Raw genomic sequence first — 18,919 nt, forward strand, 5'->3', positions numbered from 1 at the left:
AGGCTACGCGTCCTGCCAGTAGAGGGCGGGGCGCGGGCCGGATGTGGCGCTGCTGCGCTGGGCGGGGAGGAAGGCGGGCGGGACATCGGCGGCGGCGTCGGGGTAGAAGACGGCGGTCTCCTGGACGGACGACTGGGTGGCGGGCTGCACCTGCGCCTGGGGGTCCTGGGCGTAGGCGGCGCTCGGCTGGCCCGGGGCCCGCCGCTGCGACTGCGCCTGCGGCTGCTGGACCCGCACCTGGGGCTGGGGCTGTGCTTGTGGGGGCATTTGCTGCTGGACCTGTGGCTGGGCTTGGGCCTGGGCCTGCTGCTGTGGCTGGGCGTAGGCCGCCTGCTGGGGCTGCTGGGCCTGCTGCTGCGGCTGGGCCTGCTGGATCTGCTGCGGTTGTTGCTGCTGCTGGACGGCGTACTGGGGCTGGCCCTGCGGCTCGGCGTACTGGGCCTGGTACTGCGGCTGGAGCTGGGCCTGCGACTGGGGCTGGCCGACGACCTGGGCGGCGTACATCGGCGTCGCCTGCTCCTGCTGCGGGGGCTGGGTCGGGTAGCGGGCGGCGACGGGCTCGGGCTGCGGCTGGGCGGCGTACAGGGCGGCGGGCTCGGGGGCGGGGGCGGGGGCCAGGGGGGTGCTGGGCTGCTCCGGGGCCTGGGCCGGGGGGACCAGCTGGGTCTGGCCGCCCATACTGGGCGGGGCGGCGTACCAGGTGCTGCCGTACAGCACCGTGCTCAGCCCGGTGAGCAGGCGCTGGACGTCGGGCTGGGAGCGGACGACCAGGCGCATGAAGCGGCTGCTGCTGCCGAGCTTGTTGCCGCATTCGCGGGTGAGGACGCCGTGTTCGGCCAGGAGGCGGTCGCGCAGCAGGCCGCCCTCGACGCCGTCGGGGAGCTTGACGAAGACGAAGTTGCCCTGGGAGGGATAGACGGTCATGCCGGGCAGGGCGGCGAGCTGCCAGATCATCTCCTGGCGGTCGCGGCTGAGCATGCGCAGGCTGGCCGCGTACTCCTGGCGATACTCCTTGATCATGAAGACGACGACTTCGGCGAAGGAGTTGAGGTTCCACTTCGGGACGGCCTTGCGGATCTTCCCGGCGATGGCCGGGTTGGCGACCATGTAGCCGAAGCGGATGCCGTGGAGGCCGAAGTTCTTGCCGAGGCTGCGCAGGACGACGACATTCGGCCGCAGCGCGGCCTCGTCGGCGACGCTGGGGAAGGACTCGGCGTCGACGAAGTCCATGAACGACTCGTCGACGACCACGAGATCGAGGTCGGACAGGGCGTCGAGCATGGCGATGACCGCGTGCCGGGGGAGGTAGCCGCCGTCGGGGTTGTTGGGGTTGCAGATGACGGCGGTACGGGAGCCGCGGGCGCGTATGAAGGAGATGAACGCGGCCGGGTCGAGGGCGAAGCCGTTCTGTTCCGGGAGCAGGAACATGTCGACGCGCTTGCCGGTCTCCATCGGCTGGTCGGTCCAGCGGCCGAAGGTGGGGATCGGGATGGCCAGGCTCTCGCGGACCAGCAAGTGGTCGATCCAGGTGATGAGTTCGGTCGAGCCGTTGCCCATCGCGACGGTCTGGGGGTTGAGCCCCAGGGTGCTGCTCAGCTCCTGGATGGTGGTGTCCGCGCCGCTGGGGTAGTACGTGAGTATGTCGCGCAGCCGCCCGCTGAGACGTTCGAACATCGCGGGCGTGGGGAAGTACGGGTTGCACGGGATGCAGAAGTCCACGATGTTGCTGTTGCCGCCGGTGGCGCGGTCCAGCGCGAAGAACGACGGGCTGTGTGCGGTGCTGGAGCGGAAGAGCTCAACAGCGCTGGCGGCATTAGCGGCATTGCCGACTGCAACAGTCACGGCGGGACCTCCAAGGTCAAGGACCGTGCTGCGAAACGCACGACCCGTTACTTCCCCCGCCCTCCGATCAAGAGGGTGCACCATAGTCACCCACACGTGGGGTGCATGTTGCAATTGGGAGACAGGGGAAGCACGGATCGGCTACAGTGCCGCCTTCTCCTCCTTATCGCGTCCTTATTCGACCGAGGTCAGGCGGTTTTGAGGGGTCTTCAGCTCGTCGCTCGCTCAGCTGGACTCGCTCGCACTCGCGCTGGCGCTCGCGGTGTCCGTCGGCGCGCCGGACGGCGGCTCGCCGGTGGGGCCGCCGCTGGGCGGGGTTCCGCCGCCGCCCGTGCTGGTCGCGGTGGAGTCCACGCCGACGGTGATGCAGGCCGTGTAACCGTTCTTGGCCTTCTTGCCTTTCGCCTTGATGGTCAGCAGACCCGAGCTCACGCCGGCGTCGTCGTAGACGGAGTCGTCGGCGAGCAGGGTCTCCTCGGTGGTGTTCTCCGAGTACGGGGACAGCGCCTGGACGGTGGCGTTGATGTCCGGGTCGAAGAAGAGCTGGCCGGTGTGGCAGATGGTGCCGCCGCTGTAGGTGCCGTCCTCGAGGGTCTGGCCGATGTGCACGCGCATGTGGACGTGGACGGCACGGGAGACGTAGTGGCCGGGCCAGATCGAGGTGATGTGCACCTTGCCGTCGCTGTCGGTGACGTAACCGCCGCGCAGGAAGGTGCCGTTGTCGTCCTCGGTGTGGCCGTTGCCGCCCACGAAGCCGGAGTACTCACCGAGGTGGTCGCAGTGCCAGAGCTCGACGAGCGCGTTGTTCAGCGGCTCGCAGTCGTTGGCGACGTCCAGGACGGTGAAGGTGTACTTGATCTCGACGCCGGGCTTGTCCTCGCTGATGTTGCGGCGGACCAGTGCTCCGTCGAGGGAGTAGGGGCCCTCGGTCACCTCGGCGGTGAGGGTGTAGCAGGCGTCGCTGGTGGAGGTGGCGGTCGCGGTGGCGTCCGCCGTGGTCTTCTCGGAGGTCGTGGTGTCCGCGAACGCCGCGCCGGTCACAGCCAGACCGGCCACGGCGGCCGCGGCGGAACCTCCGACAACCACCCGGCGGCGGCTGATGGTGCTTCCGGCTTTGTGTTTGGGGTTATCTGTCATGGTCACGGACGCTAGCGACGCGGTCTGTGAGTGCCGCCTCACTGACCTGTGGATTCCGTAGGAGGCTGGGGGAGTTACCGATCGGTAAAGACTGGTGTTCCCACCGTTGACGGCGATGGTCCGGCAAGCGTTTGCTGTGCGTTGGCATGCTCCGAACAGGGTTTGCTGCTGCCCCCGGCTGCCACCTTGCTGCCACCGGCTACACCCCCAGGCACCACAGGCACCCCCGACAGAGAGAGTCCCCCCTCATGACGATGCTGCGCAGACTGCTCGGCGGCCTCGCCGCGGGCACCTTCGCCCTCACCGGCCTCCTGCTCACCGGCGCCACCCCCGCTGCCGCGGCCGACAGCGGCACCTTCAACGTGCTGACGTACAACGTCGCCGGCCTCCCGGAGAGCCTCTCCAGCGCCAGCACCCCCCGCGACACCAGCTCCACGGCGATAGGCCAGCGGATCGCTCCGTACGACATCGTCAACATGCAGGAGGACTTCAACTACCACGCCTACATCTACGCCACCGACACCCACCCCTACCGCACCGCCACCAGCGGCGGCGCCGGCATCGGCAGCGGCCTCAACACCGTCTCCAACTACGCCTGGGACGGCGACGACTTCGAGCGCGTCGGCTGGAACTCCTGCCAGATCGACTCGGGCGACTGCCTGACCCCCAAGGGCTTCAGCTTCATGCGCGAGCGCCTCTCCGAGGGCGTCTACGTCGACTTCTACAACCTGCACACCAACGCCGGCACCAACGACGGCGACGAGGCCTCCCGCGCCGACAACCTCGCCCAGCTGACCACCTTCATCGGCACCCACTCGGCCGGCAACGCGGTCGTCGTCATGGGCGACACCAACACCCGCTACACCCGCGCCGCCGACACCATCGCCGAGTTCGCCGCCAACAACGGCCTCACCGACGCCTGGGTCAAGCTCATCCGCGGCGGCACCGCCCCCGCCAAGGGCAGCGACGCGCTGGTCTGCGACCAGACCGGGACCACCGTGCCCAACACCTGCGAGGTCGTGGACAAGGTCCTCTACCGCAGCAGCAAGCTCGTCAACCTCGACGCCACCTACTACAACAACGAGCACTCCTCGTTCCTCACCTCGGACGGGCTCATGCTCTCCGACCACGACCCGATCACCGTCAAGTTCTCCTGGTCCCGCAACTCCGCCTTCCAGCTCAGCGACCAGTTCGGCGGCCCGCACGGCGACTACTTCCAGGACATCGACAGCGTCCCGGCCGCCGCCCGCGCCACCAAGATCTCGCTGCGCAGCGGCTCCCGGGTCGACCAGATCGGCCTGACGCTCGCCAACGGCACCACCCTCACCCACGGCGGCACGGGCGGTACGGCGTACTCCCTCACCCTCGGCAGCGGCGAGTACGTCACCTCCGCGACCCTCTGCGAGGGCGTCTACAGCAGCCACACGCGGATCTTCTACGCGAAGTTCACGACGAACCTCGGCAACACGCTCGCCGGGGGCAGCACCACCTCGGACTGCGTGACCCGCACCGCGCCCTCGGGCTGGCAGATCGCAGGATTCCACGGCCGGGCGGGCGACGAGGTCGACAAGATCGGCTTCATCTACACCGCGCGCTGACGGCTGAATCGAGCTGAATTGGGCGGGATCCGGGCGGGCCGGTGGGATACGGGGGGAAGTTCACCGGCCCGCCCGGAGCATTACGGGGGACGGGACTACTTCACGTCGAGCGCGACCGTGGTGACCTGGCCCGTGGCGGCCGGGGCGCTGAGCTTCACATCTCCGGTGGGCAGGTTCTTGATGACCCAGGTCTTCGACTTGTCCTTGTCCAGGTAGGACTTGGCGGCGACCTTGCGGCCGTCCACGTACAGGGCCCAGGTGTGCTTCGTGGACTTCTTGCCGGTGGCGTCCACCGTGACGGCCAGGTTGCCGCCCCGGAAGTCGGTCAGCAGAACCGAGACGCCCTTGCTCTTCTTCGAGGTCTTCTTGACGTGCGTGGCGTCGGCCCCGGCCGCCGATGCGGACGCGGCGCCCGCGAAGAGCGCGGTGGCGGCGATGGTGGCTACGGCAGCGGCTTTGAACGAAGCGGAACGCATTGCGGGCTCCCTGTATGTGAGGTTCGAGGACGCTCACATATTAGGAGCCGAAATGGGTTCGGCATATCGGTGAGGCGATACGGATAAGGCCTCTTCGGCGCTTTTTCTGAGTAATTCTCAGAGATTCTTTTGAGTCCCTCACGGTGGCTCCCACCTGTGACGGGATCGGATGGGAATCCCGGCATCGAATCCGAGCAACTCGACGCGGGGCGGCGACTGAGAGAAAATCACACTGATTTTCTCTCAGTCGCCGCCCCGCCCTCGCTGCCAGGCGCGGTCCGCAGGGACTGTCCTCAGCGGGCGAGGTGATGGCCCCGGTCGGCCTGAACCGCTATCTTCCGAGGCGCGTTCATCAGGCATGGCGCTGGAGGAGGGCAACCATGATTCCCTGAACGCGTTCCGTGCCCGTGGCCGTGTAGCGGGCGAAGAGAGCCTTTCGCTGGGCTGCGGGGAGGTCTGCGAAGGGGTCGGCGGAGGTACCCGGGACGACGAGCCAGACGCGGGGTTCGTCGTGTACGCAGCGGGCCGGTGATAGGCACTCCTTGGGCTGGAGGTCATTGCTGTCGGCAGCGGAGCGGCCCAGGAAGACATCGCGCATGCGCAGCCGGCCAGACAGGTAGTAGCGCACGCCCACGTCGAGCATCCGCCACTGGTCTTCGCCGCGGTCGTAGACCACCGCGTCCCCGGGCAAGTGGTACTTTTCGATGACCCGCGCGGCACCTGAGTAGTCCAGACCGCTATTGAAGTGCGCGAACGGCTGCCGTAGTGCTGCTTGACCGGGGAGCATGAGGAAGGCCAGCGCCACCAGGACCCACGCGGTCACAGCCCTGGACCGAGCGAGCGCCAGACCCGCGCCGGCAAGGATCACCCAGGCCGGAAGGGTAAACAGCAAGTAGCGGTGAAAGAAGTATGACCTCTCTCCGTGCGAGATCGTCCACAACAGGAGGGTGGGCAGTACCGCGAGGGCGAGCGCGGACCGCGTGGCGCTGCGGTGTCCCTGCCAGGGTAGCGCTGCCAGGGCCAGCACCACGCCGGCGGCCAGCGCGGACCCGAAGAGTTGCGGCCACACATCCACCAGGCCCCGGAGATTCGGATGGGGGATCCAGGAGATCTGCCGCCCTGCCTGCGTATAGCCGAGCAAGGCGATGGGGAGCACCGCGAGCACGGCGGCCGTGACCGCGAGGCCGAAGCTCCACAGCGCACGGCGTGAGGCCCGCCCCCGCAGGGCCACGGCGGCCACTGCCTGCCCGGTCAGAGCCGTGAGGGCCAGCAGGTGCAGCAGGCCTGCGGCGATCAGGCAGAGTGAGTACACCGCCCAGTGCCGCCGTCGCTCCGGCCACTCCAGGGCCCGCAGCAGCATGAGTGTCGACAGGGACACGGCGCAGACCACCAGTGCGTAGGGGCGTGCTTCGTGTGCGTACCGGGTGACCGCCGGAATCAGTGCGAACAGCAGCCCCCCGGCCAGCCCGGCCCGGCGGCCGAACAGCCGCCGCCCGCACAGCGCCGCGCATGCCGCGGCACCTGCCATGGCCAGCGCTGAGGGCAGCCGCAAGGCGAAGACGGAGTCGCCCAAGAGCGCCATCCAGCCATGCAGGAAAAGGTAGTACGTGCCCAGTACCGCGTCGACATGCCGCACTGTCCCCAGCAGTTCTCCGGTGCTCCGGGACGCGACGTCCCAGGAGTTGAGCTCGTCTTCCCACAGCAGCGGCGTGGTCATGCCGTAGGCCGCGCAAGCGAACGTGGCGAGCGCGGGCCATAGCCATACGGCGCGCAGGGGCCATCGGTCCGCTTCGGGGGGGCTCGGGGGGTGTGGGCTATCGGTGGCTGCCCGGTCGGGGGAAACGGAGGGGTGAATGAGGGCCATGTCCCAGCCTTACGTCGAGTGGGAACGCCCAAAGTATGGGGAACATGCATAACGATGGAAATCTGACATACCGGTCTTCACCCGTCCTGGCTAGAACCTCACCTCGCGCGGACCTCTTCCCGGACGGTCCCGCTGCGTTCGCGATGACGAAATCCAGGGCGGCCGGACGCCAGGAGGTCACAGTGATACCCCCGGTCCGGGCGCGGGCCTGGCCGCATCTGAGCCCGGGAGGGCTGGTGTGGCCGCGTTCGACTTCGAGGGCGGCGGCGACCGCGGGTTCGCGTCCCGCTCCTCCGTCGGCGGCGGGGCAGGTGGGACAGCAGGCCGCATGGGGCGCGGCCCAGGGCTGTTCGGCAGGATCTACGCGGCGTCTCAGGGAGATGCCGCCGGAGAGATCCTGGTGATCCGGTCTGGAGTTCTCGCATCGCCACTTGAGTCGTGTTCCATTTCAGATCATGTGTTGGGCGGTGACGGGGGTGGTGGTGTGCGGTCTGCTGGAAGGGCATGGGTGACAGCAGGCTGGAGCCGCTCGTCTTATCGGACGCTGAGCGGCTGAGGTTGCAGGGGTGGGCGAAGCGCCGGACGACCACGCAGGGGCTGGCGCTGCGGGCACGGATCGTGCTGGCCTGCGAGGAGGGCGGCAGCAACATCGCTGTCGCCGCGCAGCTGGGCGTCAACCGGGACACGGTGACTAAGTAGCGGGCCCGGTTCTTGCGCGACCGGCTGGACCGGCTGAGCGACGAGCCGCGTTCCGGGGTGCCAACCGGCGTGCAAACCAGGTACAGGCGTAGGCCCCAGAAGAACCGGGAGTGGGACGCGCAATACCCATATCCGGCCCAGCCCACCATCGCCGAACGTTTCGCTGTCGGCCGGGACATCCCACACGGCACTGGTGTCGAGTCGACGATCCAGTGGTTGTCGAACCAGAAGTCCGTGTCCACGGCGAGTTCCGTATCGCCTTCTTCACCAGTGGCAATGCCGCCTTGAGGCGCTTGTTGTACCCGGACTGCTGCGGCAGGTACGGGAACATCGCGGCCAAGTGCGTGTGCGCGTACCGCAACCAGCGCGTCTCGGAATGGAAGCCGAGCAGCGCCTGCGCGACCGCGAGGGTGACCAGCTCGGCATCGGCCAGCTGCGGCGGCCTACCCATCCAACGGCTGGCTTCCAGCTCATCATCGACCTTCACGTGCAGCGCGGTCAGCAGAGTGTCCAGGTCATTCGTCACGCAACGATCTTGGACACCCTCTGTGTGTTCCCGAACGGACCGCCAACCTGATACGGCTGGGGCGGACTCAATGCCTGACCAGCCACAAGACCCGGTCCCACGACAGAAGGTGGTACACGACCAGCACACCGGCGAGCATCACGGCGAGAGTGCGGGATCCCGCCGCGTACAACGCCGCCGCACCGCCGAAGAACACAGTCAGCTCCAGCAGGAACCGCAGCGGACCAGGTGTCGCAATCACCGTCCCCCCGGACCGGGATGCATCGTCTGGGGTGGCGAAGACTCCCCACAGCACGGCCACGATCAGGGGAACGGCAACCACGCAGACATACCGCAGGGCACCAGGCACGACAGCCCATGCCCAGAGCCCGAAGCACACCAGAGCCGCCAGCTCCAACACGAACCTCACACCGAGAGACAACGGGTGAAAGCCATACCCGGACGACATACGCGCAGTTCCCTCCGTCGTAGTCCCTCCATGATCACAGCCCGCCGCACGGGAAGTTCAAGAACCACCAGATCAGACATCGGACTTATTCATCTAGTGCGGGATGCCGTCGATCAGTTCGCGTGCGCCCTGGCGCAGCAGCGCCACGGCCACGGATGTGCCGAGGGTCGCGGGGTCCAGCGGGCCCGCCCATTCGTGGGCGTCCAGCACGGTCTTGCCGTTCGGGGTGAAGACGCGGGCGCGCAGCGAGAGGCGGCCGTCGCGCTCGGCGCGGGCGTAGCCGGCGATGGGGGAGTTGCAGTGGCCCTGGAGGACGTGCAGCAACATGCGCTCGGCGGTGATCTCGCGCCAGGCGCCGGTGTCGCCGAGGGCGGAGACGGTGTCGATGGTGGCGGTGTCGTCCTCGCGGCACTGCAGCGCCAGCACCCCGGCCCCGATCGGCGGGCACATCGTCTCCACCGACAGGATCTCGCTGATCCGCCCGGCCTCCCCGATCCGCTCCAGCCCGGACGCCGCCAGCAGCAGCGCGTCCGCCTCGCCCGCTTCGAGCTTCTCCAGCCGCCGGTTGGCGTTCCCGCGCATCGGTACGCACTCCAACTCCGGGTGCGAGATCGCGAGTTGCGCGACCCGGCGCACGGACGACGTGCCAATGCGGGTGCCCGCCGGAAGCTCGTCCAGGGTCAGCCCGCCCGGGTGGATCAGGGCGTCCCTGATGTCGTCGCGCTTGAGGAACGCCGCGAAGACGGTGCCCGCGGGCAGCGGCCGGTCGGCCGGGATGTCCTTCACGCAGTGCACGGCCAGATCGGCCTCCCCGGCCAGCAGGGCGGCGTCCACCTCCTTGGTGAACGCCCCCTTGCCGCCGAGCTTCGCCAGGTCCCCCATCCACCGGTCCCCGGAGGTCGTGACGGGCACGACCTCCGTACGGATCTCGGGCCGCAGCGCGGCCAGTTCGGCGCGGACGCGCTCGACCTGGGCGAGGGCCATGGGGGAGGAGCGGGAGACGATTCGGATCAGCTCAGCGGACGCCATACGTCCAACGATAGAGCCTCTAGAAGCTCCCGAATGTCGGCCGCCCCGCCGGGCGGTAGACGTGGACGGCCACGCCCGTGCTCGTCAGCTTGTGGTCCACGAGCTTCATCGCCGCAGGGACGGCGCCGTCGGCGAAGAGCCGCCGCCCCTTGCCCAGCACGACGGGGTAGATCCACAGGCGGTACTCGTCGATCAGGTCATGTGCCATCAGACTCTGGGCCAGGCGGCCGCTGCCGTGGATCTGGATCTCCCGACCGGGCTTCTTCCTGAGCTCGGCCACGGCCTCCGGGACGTCGCCGGCGATCAGGGTGGAGTTGTTCCACTCCGCCTTGTCCAGGGTCGTGGAAGCCACGTACTTCGGGAGCCTGTTGAGGCCCGATGCCACCGGGTTGTTCTCGTCCGTCTGGAGCGGCCAGTAGGACGCGAAGATCTCGTACGTACGCCGTCCGAGCAGGAAGCCGTCCGCCGCCGAGAACCACTCGGCCACGTACCGGCCCGTTTCGTCGTCGGCGTACGGCACCAGCCATCCGCCCAGGTCGAACCCGTCGCTGGGGTCCTCGGAGGGGCCGCCGGGGGCCTGCATGACCCCGTCGAGGGTGAGGAATGTGGTGAGGGTGATCTCGGCCATGATGTGCCTCCGGGATGGTCGGTCCGACTGCCTTTCACTAGCTGGGACTGCACTCGGGACCAGAACTCATCGCGGCTCCGCCGGACAGCCGACTCGAATGGATCACTCAGCGTGCGTGCTCATATTCACAAGGTGACGATGAGTTCGCCGCCCCTAGACCTGGGGCGGCTCTCAATTCCCTACCTCACCGAGGTGCGCTGATGAGTGAACGATCCAGGCTCCCCATAGCCAACCGGGCACGCCGTCAAAGGCTGTGGGGCCTGACCGGTGGCGTGACCATGGCGACTGCCATCTTCGCCGGCACGGCAAGCGTAGGAATGGCCAGCGCCGTCACCGGAGGGCACCAGGCTCTCCAGACGGTGACCAGGACCACTGGCACCCCGTGCCACGCTCAGCCGTGGCTCTGCGGTCATGGGGATCACGGAGACCACGGAGACCACGGAGGCCACGACGGCAACGTAGGCCCCGCGGGTCCGACCGGCCCACAGGGCCCGACGGGTCCGACCGGCCCCCAGGGTGTGGCCGGTCCGACGGGTGCCACGGGTCCGACGGGTTCGACGGGTCCGACGGGTACGAACGGTACGAACGGTACGAACGGTGTTGATGGTGCCACGGGCCCGACCGGCCCGACGGGCCCGACCGGCCCGACGGGTACGACGGGTACGAATGGTACGAACGGTGTCGACGGTGCCACGGGTCCGACCGGTCCGACCGGTCCGACCGGCCCGACCGGCCCGACGGGTACGACCGGTACGAATGGTACGAACGGTGTCGACGGTGCCACGGGTCCGACCGGCCCGACCGGCCCGACCGGCCCCACGGGTCCGACGGGTACGACCGGTACGAATGGTACGAACGGTGTTGATGGTGCCACGGGCCCGACCGGCCCGACCGGCCCGACCGGCCCCACGGGTCCGACGGGTACGACGGGTACGAATGGTACGAACGGTGTCGACGGTGCCACGGGTCCGACCGGCCCCACGGGTCCGACCGGCCCGACCGGCCCCACGGGTCCGACCGGCCCCACGGGTCCCACGGGTCCGACCACCACCCACGAGCAAGTGGGCGAAACTAAGCCGGCGACAGGTACGGGTACGACGGTCACAGCGAGCGCCTCGTGCACTTCAGGCGTAATGCTGGGAGGCGGGTTCCGGCTCGTCGGTACGAACGCCCTCGGCCCCGTCCTGTGGGTGGTCACCGGATCGCATATGACCGCTCCCAATGTGTGGACTGCGACGGCGTTCGTCCCCGTTGGCGGTCTTGGTACCGTCATCCCCGCCGAGCTCACGGCTTACGCGGAGTGCACCGGCCCGTGACGCAGCGGCACGACGCGGACGTCCGCTGACGCCCCGCTGCCGGCCCTGGCGACGAAGCCACCGCGCTCCGTTGCCAGGGCCGGCTCCTGCGCCCCTCGCACAGTCGTCCAGGGGGCACAGTCGGCCAGGGGGGGCAGATCAGGCGTCCACGAGATCCTTGGCGTCAAGCTTGAGTTGTGCGAATTCGAGGTTGCGGATCACGCGCTCGCGCTGGTCGGCGGGCAGCTTGCCGCCCTGGAGAAGGCGTTCGCCGCATGCCATCGACTCCTCGTACTCTCCGACCCAGTAGGCGGCCACGGCAAGTTCGTCGAGTGCGCGCCAGTCGTACCAGTCGAACTCGACGAACAGGATGTCGCTCGGATACGGGATCTGTACTGCTTGCCGCGCGAACATGTACGCGAGTGGCCAGCGCGGGCCGTTGACGCGGCAGTGGCGTGCTAGGTCACCGAGCGCTTCCGCGCGTGAGGGGCGGCTTTCGTGTGCCCGAAGGTAGCGGTCCATCACCTCGGCCGGCGGCCGGTTGAGGCTTGCCGCGAGCCGTGCGGCATAGAGGTGGGCGCAGAAGACCTCCTCGGCGAAGCCGCCCATACCTGCTCGGCGGTCGTAGGCGGCAAGTGATTTCTCCGGCTCTTCGGCGTCGCGCCAGGTCTGGGCCAGATAGAAGACGTAGCGGGAGTTGTCAGGTTCCTTGATCAGGCCTTGCTCGAGGACCTCGGCATCGCGCAGGTACTTCTTCCGCTGGCCTTCCCTCAGGCGTGCCCCGCCCCCCACCGAGAGGATGTTGGCGCCTTTGAGCGTCCCGAGGCTGTACGGCGTCCCGCAGTCGATGTACTCGTGGAGGACGCCGACGTAGCGCCAGGGCAGCCGGGTTGAGACCAGGGCGGGACGCCAGTGGATGATCGGCCCGTCGTGCAGCGCGATTCTGTAGGCGTCGTGAGTCAGCTGTGGCAGGCGAAGGCCGGGCTCCACCTCCATCAGGTCGTCGGCGTCGATGAACAGCAGATAGTCCGCCTCGGCGCGCGCGAGGTCGATCGCTTCGCTGCGGCTCCCGTCGAATCCCTTCCAGGGGCTTTCGTGGAGGGTGCCGGGCAGATCGCTGAAGACGTCACGGATGACGTCCTGGGTGCCGTCGGTCGAGCCTGTGTCCAGGATGACCCAGCTGTCGATCAAAGGGCGTACGGATTCGAGGCAGCGTCGGATGACCGGGGCCTCGTCCTTGACGATCATGTTCAGGCAGACCGTTGATTTCACAGGCACCGTCCAGATCCGTGATGTGCATACCGAAAGGGAAGGCAGGCGCTACGGCTTGCGCTGCAGAAGCGAGACGGTCAGACCGCTGAGGCGAGCCTCCCGACCGAACTGGCTCACGACGGGAATCAGGGCGAAGGGCATCCCGCCGCATAGCCCGGCACGCCGCCTGAAGAACTGCCGCCCGATCAACGCCACAAGAGCCGCGGTTCCGCTCATGGCCGGCCCACGTCCCAGGTGGCCAGCTTGTCCGTGCCCAGCTGCGGGCCGTTGATCCCGAACACCGCGAATGCCGGTGTCGCCGGCGCGGGCCACAGCCACAGGCCGGCCGGTGCTGCAAAGACTCGTCGCCTCGAATCCTCGGGCTGAGCCTCTGCGGCATGGGCAGGGCGGGTGAGAGTCGTCACGGAACAGTCATAACGCCGCCGCGGTGTCGCACGGCGTCAGCCACGGACAACGAAAGTCATCATTCGCCTGGTCGGCGCAAGGTGTGGATTTCCGGACGGCGCAGTGCCCATTACCCGTAACAGCCCCTGGAATTGGACAGGCGGGGGTGGCCGGGTGAGAATCCCGGCCACCCCCGCCTCGATGAGCGGTGGGGCTCAGCTCGTGCTGAAGGTGTGCACCGTGGCCGAACGGTAGGTCTCGCCCGGCTGGAGGACCGTTGTCGGGAACGACGGCTGGTTCGGGGAGTCCGGGAAGGGCTGGGTCTCCAGGCAGAAGCCGTCGCGGGGGTCGTGGGGGCGGCCGTCGAGGTGGTCGCCGGTGTAGAACTGGACGCCGGGCTCGGCCGTGATGCCCGAGTCGAGGACGAAGTTGCGGCCTCGTACTGAGTCCGAGCGCATGCCCTGGAGCGTGGTCATGATTGTCCCCACGTCCACCGGTGATCAGGCTGCTGTTTTCCGTCCTGAACTGGAGATCGCCGGGACGATGACCCGGTCCGCTGCACTATCTGGACCGCGATGGGATGGCCGAGATCGAGCACGCCGTGTCGCACTACCTGGGACTGTGACCGCCGCGGTGGCAAATCCGGGGTGAAGGCGGAACACGGCCACCGGCGGTCGCCGGTGGCCGTCAGTGCCACGGAGCCTGAGTCGGCCGGTTGCTGACCTGGATCCAGGCGGTCGCGCTGGGGTCTGCCGGAACCTGTCCCTGGATCGCTCATGCTCCCTGGTACCCGACGCCGTCGAGGGTGAGGAATGTGGTGACGGTGAGGGGCGGTGACGCGGAGGGCGCGGCCACCGATGGGAGTCACCGGTGGCCGCACCCGTCCGTAGCCGCACCGTCAGGCGCTAGCTCACCGGCCCGAGGCTGTGCCAGGTGTCGTTGCAAGTGAGAGCCTGTCCCGCGACGCTGCATGCGGTCTCGTATACGAGGTTGGTCGTGGTGAGTACCTTGAACGTCAGCTCGTTTCCGTGGAAGCTCACCCCGCCGGAGCAGACGATGCGAGCACCCGGGTAGCCGGTGTGGGTCGCGAGGTTCTGCCAGACGTAGTCGTCCGGGTTGGGGGTGTCGTCCCGGCGGCCGCCCCACGCGACGCCGTTGATGACTGCGATGGCGAATTCCTCAGAACTCGAGCCGGCAATCGCGTCGATTTCGAAGCACCCTCCCGGAGTGCCGGGGATACCCTGATCCCCCTTGTCGCCCTTCTCGCCTTGCTCGCCCTTCTCGCCTTGCTCACCCTTCTCACCTTGCTCACCCTGCTCACCCGGCGGGCCTTGGATGCCCTGAGGCCCCTGAGGCCCCTGCGGGCCGGGGATGCCGATGACGCAGGGCCTCGGGCGGGCCTCGAAGCTGCGGCGGCAGTGGTCGCCGCCGGCGGCGGACTGGGCGGTGTCGGCGGGGGTGGCCGCGGTGGCGATCGGGTCGGTGTCGTGGGGCGTGGCCATGGCCGGAACGGATATGCCCGTGAGTGCGACGACCAGAGGTGCGAGGACGCTGGTGGTCAGCAGTCGGCGGTGACGGGTCCTGTCGACAGAACGCATGCGGGTACTCCTCGTCGATGGGGAAGCCGAGGCTTTATCTCGGCTTTATCGACCGGATGGGTACCCCGGGTTATTCACGCTTCCCGCCGGTAACATCCGGGTGGCCCAGACAGTTCACCAACGGCCCAGAGGAATTGCCCGTAACGGCCCCTGGAATTGGACAGGCGGGGGTGGCCGGGTGAAAATCCCGGCCACCCCCGCCTTGTAAGGGGGCTCAGCAGGTGCTGAAGGTGTGCACCGTCGCCGAGCGGTACGTCTCCCCGGGCCGCAGGACCGTTGTCGGGAACGAGGGCTGGTTCGGGGAGTCCGGGAAGTGCTGGGTCTCCAGGCAGAAGCCGTCGCGGGGGCCGTGGGGGCGGCCGTCGAGGTGGTCGCCGGTGTAGAACTGGACGCCGGGCTCGGTGGTGGCGATCGCCATGACGCGCCCCGAGGTCGGCTCGGTGACCGTGGCCGCGTGAGCGGGCTCGTCCGTGATGCCCGAGTCGAGGACGAAGTTGTGGTCGACGGCCTGTGCGCCCACGGCCCTGGCCTGCCGGAAGTCGTAGGGCGTGCCGGCGACGGGGGCCAGCTCGCCGGTGGGGATGAGGGTGGCGTCGACCGGGGTGTAGCGGGCGGCGGCAAGCTCGACCAGGTGGTCCTGGACGGGGCCGGTGCCCGCGCCGGCGAGGTTGAAGTAGGTGTGGTTGGTGAGGTTGACGACGGTGGGACGGTCGGTGGTGGCGGTGTAGTCGATCCGCCACCGGCCATCGGCCGTGAGGGTGTAGACCGCCTCGACCTCCAGCGTGCCGGGGTAGCCCATCTCGCCGTCCGGGCTGGTGCGGCGCAGCACCAGCCCGGTGTCCGTCCCTGACGTGAAGGGCTCCACGGCCCAGACGTGCTTGTCGAAGCCCTGGTCGCCGCCGTGCAGGCTGTTGGGCCCGCCGTCGGTCGGCAGTGCGTAGGAGGCGCCGTCCAGCGTGAAGGCCGCGCCCGCGATGCGGTTGCCGTAGCGCCCGATGAGGGCGCCGAAGTACGGGCTGCGGTCCACGTAGTCCGCGAGGCTGGGGAAGCCGAGCGAGACGTTGGCCGTGCGGCCCTCCCGGTCGGGTACCTCCAGGGACTGGACGATGCCGCCGTACGACAGGACCTTCAGCGTGATGCCGCCGTTCGACACCGTCCAGATGTCGACCTTGGTCCCGTCGTCCAGCGACCCGCTGTGCTCCTTCAAGACGGACTCTTTCAAGATCAGGAACCGGCCTTGCGCTTGTTGTAGATGTCGAAGCCGACCGCCGCCAGCAGCACCAGGCCCTTGATGACCTGCTGCCAGTCGCTGCCGACGCTGAGGATGGACATGCCGTTGTTGAGCACGCCCAGCACCAGACCACCGATGATGGCACCCAGGACGGTGCCGACGCCGCCGCTGGAGGACGCGCCGCCGATGAAGGCCGCGGAGATGGCCTCCAGCTCGTAGTTGACGCCGGCGCCCGGGGTGGCGGACTGCAGACGGGCGGCGGCCACCAGGCCGGCCAGGGCGGCGAGGACGCCCATGTTGACGAAGATCAGGAAGACGACGCGCTTGTTCTTGACGCCGGACAGCTTGGCGGCGGACTGGTTGCCACCGAGGGCGTAGACATGCCGGCCGATGACGGTGTTGCGCATCACGAAGCCGAAGACGATCAGCAGGCCCGCCAGGATGAGCAGCAGGATCGGGTAGCCCTGGTCGCTGGCCAGCGTCATGGTGAAGGCGATGATCGCCGCGCCGATGGCCACGCACTTCAGGACGAACAGTCCGAAGGGCAGGACGTCCAGGTCGTACGCGGCCTGCTGGCGGCGGCTGCGCCACTCCGAGAAGACCGTCCAGGCGATCAGGGCCGCGCCCAGCAGCAGGGTGAGGTTGTGGTAGTTCGTGTTCGGGCCGACCGTCGGCAGGTAGCCGCTGGTGATCTTGGTGAAGCCCTCCGGCATGGGGGCCAGGGACTGGCCCTTCAGCAGGATCTCGGTGCCGCCGCGGAAGATCAGCATGCCGGCCAGGGTGACGATGAAGGACGGCACACCGATGTACGCGACCCAGAAGCCCTGCCAGGCACCGGCCACCGCGCCGATGGCCAGCGAGATCGCCATCGCGAGCGGCCAGGCCATGTGGTGATTGATCATCAGCACACCGGCTACGGCCCCGGTGAACGCGGCCAGCGAACCCACCGACAGGTCGATGTGCCCGGCGATGATGACGATCATCATGCCGATGGCCAGGATGAAGACGTAGCCGTTCTGCGTGATGATGTTCGTGACGTTGGTCGGCGTGACCGTCGTTCCGTCGGTCCAGATCGCGAACAGCACGATGATCAGCGCGAGCGCGACGATCATTCCGTACTGGCGCAGATTGCCGCGCATGGCCTGGAGCAGGACCTCCGCCCAGCCGCTGCCGCTGTTGCCGTCCTTGGGGTTGCCGCCCGGCGGCGTGTCCTTCGTGACGGTCGTACCCACCGGGCTGCTCATGATCCGGCCCCTACTTCCTTGCTGTTCTTGTCCATGGTCATGTGGCGCATCAGTAGTTCCTGCGTGGCGTCCTGCCGGGCGATCTCGCCGGTGAGACGGCCGGAGGACATCGTGTAGATCCGGTCGCACATCCCGAGCAGTTCGGGCAGTTCGGAGGAGATGAAGACGACGGCCTTGCCCTCGGCGGCGAGCTGGTTGATCACCGCGTAGATCTCGGACTTGGCGCCGATGTCGATGCCCCGGGTCGGCTCGTCGAGGATCAGCACATCAGGGTCGGAGAAGATCCACTTGCTGAGGACGACCTTCTGCTGGTTGCCGCCGCTGAGCTTGTCGACGCCCTCGAAGACCGTCGGCGCCTTGATGTTCATCGTCTTGCGGAAGCCCTGCGCGACCCTCGTCTCCTCGTTCTCGTTGATGACGCCGTTCTTGGCGACCTTCCCGAGCGCGGAGAGTGAGATGTTGCGGCTGATGGTGTCGATCAGGTTGAGACCCAGGGCCTTGCGGTCCTCGGTCACATACGCGATGCCGTGGTCGATGGCCTCGGGCACGGTCCTGGTACGGATCTCCTCGCCGTCCTTGAAGACGGTGCCGGAGACGTCCCGCCCGTAGCTGCGGCCGAACACGCTCATCGCGAGCTCGGTGCGGCCGGCGCCCATGAGGCCGGCGAGGCCGATGATCTCGCCGCGGCGTACCTCGATCGAGACCCCGTCGACGACCTTGCGGTGCTGGTCGATGGGGTGGTGGACGGTCCAGTCCTGCACCGCGAAGGCGACCTGGTCCGCGTCCTTGCCGGCGTACGCCTCGCGCTCGGGGAAGCGGTGTTCGAGGTCGCGGCCGACCATGCCGCGGATGATGCGGTCCTCGTTGACCTCACCTTTCGAGACGGAAAGGGTTTCGATCGTCTTCCCGTCGCGAATGATGGTGATGGAGTCCGCGACCCGCTCGATCTCGTTGAGCTTGTGCGAGATGATGATGCAGGAGATGCCCGCGGCCTTGAACTCCAGGATGAGGTCCAGGAGCTTGCGGCTGTCCTCGTCGTTGAGCGCGGCCGTCGGCTCGTCGAGGATCAGCAGTTTGACCTCCTTGGAGAGCGCCTTGGCGATCTCCACGAGCTGCTGCTTGCCCACGCCGATGTCGGCGATCCGGGTGGTGGGCTGGTCGGGCAGCCCGACGCGCTTGAGGAGTTGCTTGGCGTGCCGCAGAGTCTCGTTCCAGCTGATCACGCCGCGGGTGGCGTGCTCGTTGCCGAGGAAGATGTTCTCGGCGATGGAGAGGTAGGGGACCAGGGCCAGTTCCTGATGGATGATGACGATGCCGCGGTTCTCGCTCGCCCTGATGTCCTTGAACTCGCAGAGTTCGCCCTGGAAGTAGATCTCGCCCTCGTACGAGCCGTGTGGGTACACGCCGCTGAGGACCTTCATCAGGGTCGACTTGCCGGCCCCGTTCTCACCGCAGATGGCATGGATCTCGCCCTCGGCGACGGACAGCGTCACGTCGGAGAGGGCCTTGACCCCGGGGAAGGTCTTGGTGATGGAGCGCATCTCAAGGACGGGCTTGCCGACAGGCTTGTCGACGGGCTTGTCGAGAGCACGGTCGCCCATGGTGGTGCATCCGTTCCTGGTCTTGAGCTTGGGGGTGGAGGGCGGCC

At 68.1% G+C, this 18,919-nt stretch carries 15 protein-coding genes and 2 pseudogenes; 3 read left to right on the forward strand and 14 right to left on the reverse strand.

Annotation, left to right across the window (positions count from 1 at the left end):
* Positions 1-3 precede the first annotated feature (3 nt).
* Entirely contained in the window at positions 4-1,842 is a 1,839-nt protein-coding gene (locus OG607_RS32135; protein WP_405730882.1) for a pyridoxal phosphate-dependent aminotransferase, read from the reverse strand.
* A 225-nt stretch (positions 1,843-2,067) separates the two neighbouring features.
* Complete coding sequence (locus OG607_RS32140) at positions 2,068-2,979, reverse strand: intradiol ring-cleavage dioxygenase (protein WP_405730884.1); 912 nt, start codon at positions 2,977-2,979, stop codon at positions 2,068-2,070.
* 257 nt (positions 2,980-3,236) lie between these two features.
* Between OG607_RS32140 and OG607_RS32145 the strand changes: the two genes are divergently transcribed.
* Positions 3,237-4,577 carry a jacalin-like lectin gene (locus OG607_RS32145; protein ID WP_405737188.1) on the forward strand — a complete coding sequence of 447 codons (1,341 nt, stop codon included), beginning with the start codon at positions 3,237-3,239 and terminating at the stop codon, positions 4,575-4,577.
* 95 nt (positions 4,578-4,672) lie between these two features.
* Here OG607_RS32145 and OG607_RS32150 read toward each other — a convergent pair whose 3' ends face one another.
* The gene (locus OG607_RS32150) at positions 4,673-5,053 is read right to left on the reverse strand and encodes a hypothetical protein (protein WP_405730886.1); all 381 of its coding nucleotides are present in this window, start codon (positions 5,051-5,053) and stop codon (positions 4,673-4,675) included.
* A 352-nt stretch (positions 5,054-5,405) separates the two neighbouring features.
* Complete coding sequence (locus OG607_RS32155) at positions 5,406-6,770, reverse strand: glycosyltransferase family 39 protein (RefSeq protein ID WP_405730888.1); 1,365 nt, start codon at positions 6,768-6,770, stop codon at positions 5,406-5,408.
* A 651-nt stretch (positions 6,771-7,421) separates the two neighbouring features.
* On the opposite strand from OG607_RS32155, the gene OG607_RS32160 reads away from it, so the two are divergent.
* Complete coding sequence (locus OG607_RS32160) at positions 7,422-7,616, forward strand: helix-turn-helix domain-containing protein (protein ID WP_405730890.1); 195 nt, start codon at positions 7,422-7,424, stop codon at positions 7,614-7,616.
* Between the two features lie 53 nt (positions 7,617-7,669).
* On the opposite strand, the pseudogene OG607_RS32165 reads toward OG607_RS32160, so the two are convergent.
* Positions 7,670-8,067, reverse strand: a pseudogene (locus tag OG607_RS32165) (IS982 family transposase); the annotation flags it as partial.
* Between OG607_RS32165 and OG607_RS32170 the strand changes: the two are divergent.
* Positions 7,993-8,193, forward strand: a complete 201-nt coding sequence (locus OG607_RS32170; RefSeq protein WP_405730892.1) for a hypothetical protein — start codon at positions 7,993-7,995, stop codon at positions 8,191-8,193. The pseudogene OG607_RS32165 and the gene OG607_RS32170 sit on opposite strands and share 75 nt — an antisense overlap.
* Positions 8,194-8,209: 16 nt before the next feature.
* Here OG607_RS32170 and OG607_RS32175 read toward each other — a convergent pair whose 3' ends face one another.
* The 9 genes and pseudogenes from OG607_RS32175 to mmsA all read right to left on the reverse strand — a co-directional run bounded on the left by OG607_RS32175 (position 8,210) and on the right by mmsA (position 18,872).
* The gene (locus OG607_RS32175) at positions 8,210-8,590 is read right to left on the reverse strand and encodes a YrdB family protein (protein WP_405730894.1); all 381 of its coding nucleotides are present in this window, start codon (positions 8,588-8,590) and stop codon (positions 8,210-8,212) included.
* A gap of 93 nt (positions 8,591-8,683) precedes the next feature.
* Complete coding sequence (gene hemC / locus OG607_RS32180; RefSeq protein WP_405730896.1) at positions 8,684-9,619, reverse strand: hydroxymethylbilane synthase; 936 nt, start codon at positions 9,617-9,619, stop codon at positions 8,684-8,686.
* Between the two features lie 19 nt (positions 9,620-9,638).
* Positions 9,639-10,247 carry a dihydrofolate reductase family protein gene (locus tag OG607_RS32185; RefSeq protein ID WP_405730898.1) on the reverse strand — a complete coding sequence of 203 codons (609 nt, stop codon included), beginning with the start codon at positions 10,245-10,247 and terminating at the stop codon, positions 9,639-9,641.
* A gap of 1,454 nt (positions 10,248-11,701) precedes the next feature.
* Positions 11,702-12,820: a glycosyltransferase gene (locus OG607_RS32190; RefSeq protein ID WP_405730900.1), complete on the reverse strand. Its 1,119-nt coding sequence runs from the start codon at positions 12,818-12,820 to the stop codon at positions 11,702-11,704.
* Positions 12,821-13,413: 593 nt separating this feature from the next.
* Positions 13,414-13,629, reverse strand: a pseudogene (locus OG607_RS32195) (galactose-1-epimerase); the annotation flags it as partial.
* Between the two features lie 474 nt (positions 13,630-14,103).
* Positions 14,104-14,796 carry a hypothetical protein gene (locus tag OG607_RS32200; RefSeq protein ID WP_405730902.1) on the reverse strand — a complete coding sequence of 231 codons (693 nt, stop codon included), beginning with the start codon at positions 14,794-14,796 and terminating at the stop codon, positions 14,104-14,106.
* Positions 14,797-15,010: 214 nt separating this feature from the next.
* Positions 15,011-16,003 carry an aldose epimerase family protein gene (locus OG607_RS32205; RefSeq protein ID WP_405730904.1) on the reverse strand — a complete coding sequence of 331 codons (993 nt, stop codon included), beginning with the start codon at positions 16,001-16,003 and terminating at the stop codon, positions 15,011-15,013.
* Between the two features lie 17 nt (positions 16,004-16,020).
* Positions 16,021-17,271: a multiple monosaccharide ABC transporter permease gene (gene mmsB, locus OG607_RS32210; protein WP_405730906.1), complete on the reverse strand. Its 1,251-nt coding sequence runs from the start codon at positions 17,269-17,271 to the stop codon at positions 16,021-16,023.
* Positions 17,268-18,872, reverse strand: a complete 1,605-nt coding sequence (mmsA, locus tag OG607_RS32215; protein WP_405730908.1) for a multiple monosaccharide ABC transporter ATP-binding protein — start codon at positions 18,870-18,872, stop codon at positions 17,268-17,270. The genes mmsB and mmsA overlap by 4 nt, the downstream gene beginning before the upstream one ends.
* Between the last annotated feature and the right edge of the window lie 47 nt (positions 18,873-18,919).

The sequence above is a fragment of the Streptomyces sp. NBC_01537 genome, from assembly GCF_045040445.1.
Lineage (GTDB): Bacteria > Actinomycetota > Actinomycetes > Streptomycetales > Streptomycetaceae > Actinacidiphila.

Excerpts from the sequence above, each read along its gene's own strand:
- OG607_RS32140 (WP_405730884.1), bottom strand. The coding sequence starts at position 2,979 with ATGACAGATAACCCCAAACACAAAGCCGGAAGCACCATCAGCCGCCGC.
- OG607_RS32150 (WP_405730886.1), bottom strand. The coding sequence starts at position 5,053 with ATGCGTTCCGCTTCGTTCAAAGCCGCTGCCGTAGCCACCATCGCCGCC.
- OG607_RS32155 (WP_405730888.1), bottom strand. The coding sequence starts at position 6,770 with ATGACCACGCCGCTGCTGTGGGAAGACGAGCTCAACTCCTGGGACGTC.
- OG607_RS32160 (WP_405730890.1), top strand. The coding sequence starts at position 7,422 with ATGGGTGACAGCAGGCTGGAGCCGCTCGTCTTATCGGACGCTGAGCGG.
- OG607_RS32170 (WP_405730892.1), top strand. The coding sequence starts at position 7,993 with ATGGAAGCCGAGCAGCGCCTGCGCGACCGCGAGGGTGACCAGCTCGGC.
- OG607_RS32175 (WP_405730894.1), bottom strand. The coding sequence starts at position 8,590 with ATGTCGTCCGGGTATGGCTTTCACCCGTTGTCTCTCGGTGTGAGGTTC.
- hemC (WP_405730896.1), bottom strand. The coding sequence starts at position 9,619 with ATGGCGTCCGCTGAGCTGATCCGAATCGTCTCCCGCTCCTCCCCCATG.
- OG607_RS32185 (WP_405730898.1), bottom strand. The coding sequence starts at position 10,247 with ATGGCCGAGATCACCCTCACCACATTCCTCACCCTCGACGGGGTCATG.
- OG607_RS32200 (WP_405730902.1), bottom strand. The coding sequence starts at position 14,796 with ATGCGTTCTGTCGACAGGACCCGTCACCGCCGACTGCTGACCACCAGC.
- mmsB (WP_405730906.1), bottom strand. The coding sequence starts at position 17,271 with ATGAGCAGCCCGGTGGGTACGACCGTCACGAAGGACACGCCGCCGGGC.
- mmsA (WP_405730908.1), bottom strand. The coding sequence starts at position 18,872 with ATGGGCGACCGTGCTCTCGACAAGCCCGTCGACAAGCCTGTCGGCAAG.